General features: G+C 30.0%; 2 protein-coding genes and 1 pseudogene. All 3 read left to right on the top strand.

Annotated features, from left to right (window positions below; all coding sequences use genetic code 11):
- Window positions 1-913 (top strand): annotated as a pseudogene (locus tag B9N71_RS12440) (hypothetical protein); the annotation flags it as partial.
- Between the two features lie 6 nt (window positions 914-919).
- Window positions 920-1,483 (top strand): hypothetical protein, encoded by a 564-nt coding sequence (locus B9N71_RS12435; RefSeq protein WP_085166125.1) that lies wholly within the window; start codon window positions 920-922, stop codon window positions 1,481-1,483.
- A 109-nt stretch (window positions 1,484-1,592) separates the two neighbouring features.
- Entirely contained in the window at window positions 1,593-1,739 is a 147-nt protein-coding gene (locus B9N71_RS13160; protein WP_167370124.1) for a hypothetical protein, read from the top strand.
- Window positions 1,740-1,878: the final 139 nt, after the last annotated feature.

Genomic DNA, 1,878 nt, shown 5'->3' with positions numbered 1-1,878 from the left:
GTGGAAACAAGTGGCACAGGCGCAAGCTCAAAATCAAACAACCAGCACAGAACAAAGCAATGCCAATACCCCTAAACTGACCAATCTATCCACAGACGGCAAGGCGTGGTTTATTCATCCGGTAGCGATGATGGATTATTTTTCAGGCGCAGGCATAGCTACTTATCATATTTATCATGACGGAAAAATTGAAAAACATATACCACAAGAAATACTGAAAGGTTATGAACAAAAATATAAATACGTTTATCATGATAAAGATAATAATGAGCATGAAATATGTATAGCAGATTGGCATACAACTAAAAAGAAAAGAGACGGTGTAACAGTAAGTGCACCGAACCGAAATGATACCAATATTATTGAATATAAGGATAATGTCAATGAAGGAGTTACAAGTAAAAGAGTTAAATATAAAAATGGCGATATTGCAGAATATGGCTGGCATTCTAAGGATAAAGGCTCTATTTGGCGATTATATAGAGCATTAGATGAAGAAATTGAGCTAGTTAGGATGCCTGATGAAGTTCAGTATGTCAACGGCAAAGTGACGGTTAGGTATATTTTTTCTAACACAGAAAGACGCTATACGGGACCAGGGGCTTTAGCTGGTTTTATCGGTGCTTTAGCTGAAACAGGTTTGCAATTAACTACAACAGGAAGTTGTTTTACTGAAGGTTCTTGTTTTCCTAGTGCTGAACATGTCAATGGGAAAAGTATTGATACACTTTATTTAAAAGATGTTGATGAACAAAAATTTATTAATGCTATGCATAAATTTAATTTTAATAAACAGATAACAGGAAAGCATAAGAAAAAATTTGATAATGCAACACAAGAAACAAAAGGAATTCTGCATGATTCTCATTTACATTCAGGTTTTGATGACAGTTCTATAAAGGAAATAAAATAACATAACATGAAAAATCTAATTAATATTCCAATTCTGTTATTGATTACAATATTTGTTACATACAATATTAAAACTGTATATGCAGGAGGAGGAATAGACAAAAATTCTTTATCATATAATAATTTTTACGGGGAAAAATTGGTATCAAGCAAAGAATTTATATTATCTATAAATAAAACTTGTAAAAAAGATGTATCGGGGCTATGTACAATTTCAAAAATAAAAAAAGATTATTATCTCCAGTTTAATAGTCTAAATAATGATGAAATAGTAATTTCTAAACTAAAAAATAATATTGAATTAAAATTGAAAAAAGAAAAAACTAACAATCCATATTCTATGGAAATAGAGTTAATATCTTATAAAAATAATGAAAGAGTAGATTCTATAGTATGTTATGAATATATGAACGATCCTAATAACAGTTTAGCTACAGAAAAATTATACTATTTGAATGATTATAATTTATGGACGTTATATTTCACTTATGATTTAGAATCAACAACAGCTAACAATTGGAGTAAATATAAAATTAATCCTCAGTCTGGCAAATTTGAATTAATAGATTAGGAATATTAGTTGCAATGGGTTTAGTACTATCACTGGTGGTTCAGGGATCATTAAGAGCCATTATAATGGTTATCATGGTGATTTTAAATATTTAAGAATTGATGAAGTTTTGGCAAAAGGAGATGGGACAAGCCTTCATATTGATCTACATCCTGAATTATTTGATGTTGAACGTCAAAATCAGTGGAATGATGCTTTGTATAAATTTGGTTGGACAGATATGCTTGGTTGGAGTTATACCTTAAAACAAAATTAAAAAATTTCCTAACTGTAACTATCCCCTAAAATAGTACAGCAAAAAAGTAGAAAATTCTCTATGATAAAAGAAAAGGGGGGGTTAATTATGAAAAAAATGACTGAACATCAAATCGTCACTATTTTAAAAGAAGCTGAAG

The organism is Gilliamella bombi (assembly GCF_900103255.1).
Classification (GTDB): Bacteria; Pseudomonadota; Gammaproteobacteria; order Enterobacterales; family Orbaceae; genus Gilliamella; species Gilliamella bombi.
Note: the sequence above shows the minus strand (reverse complement) of the source record. Positions and strands in the feature narration are given on the sequence as shown.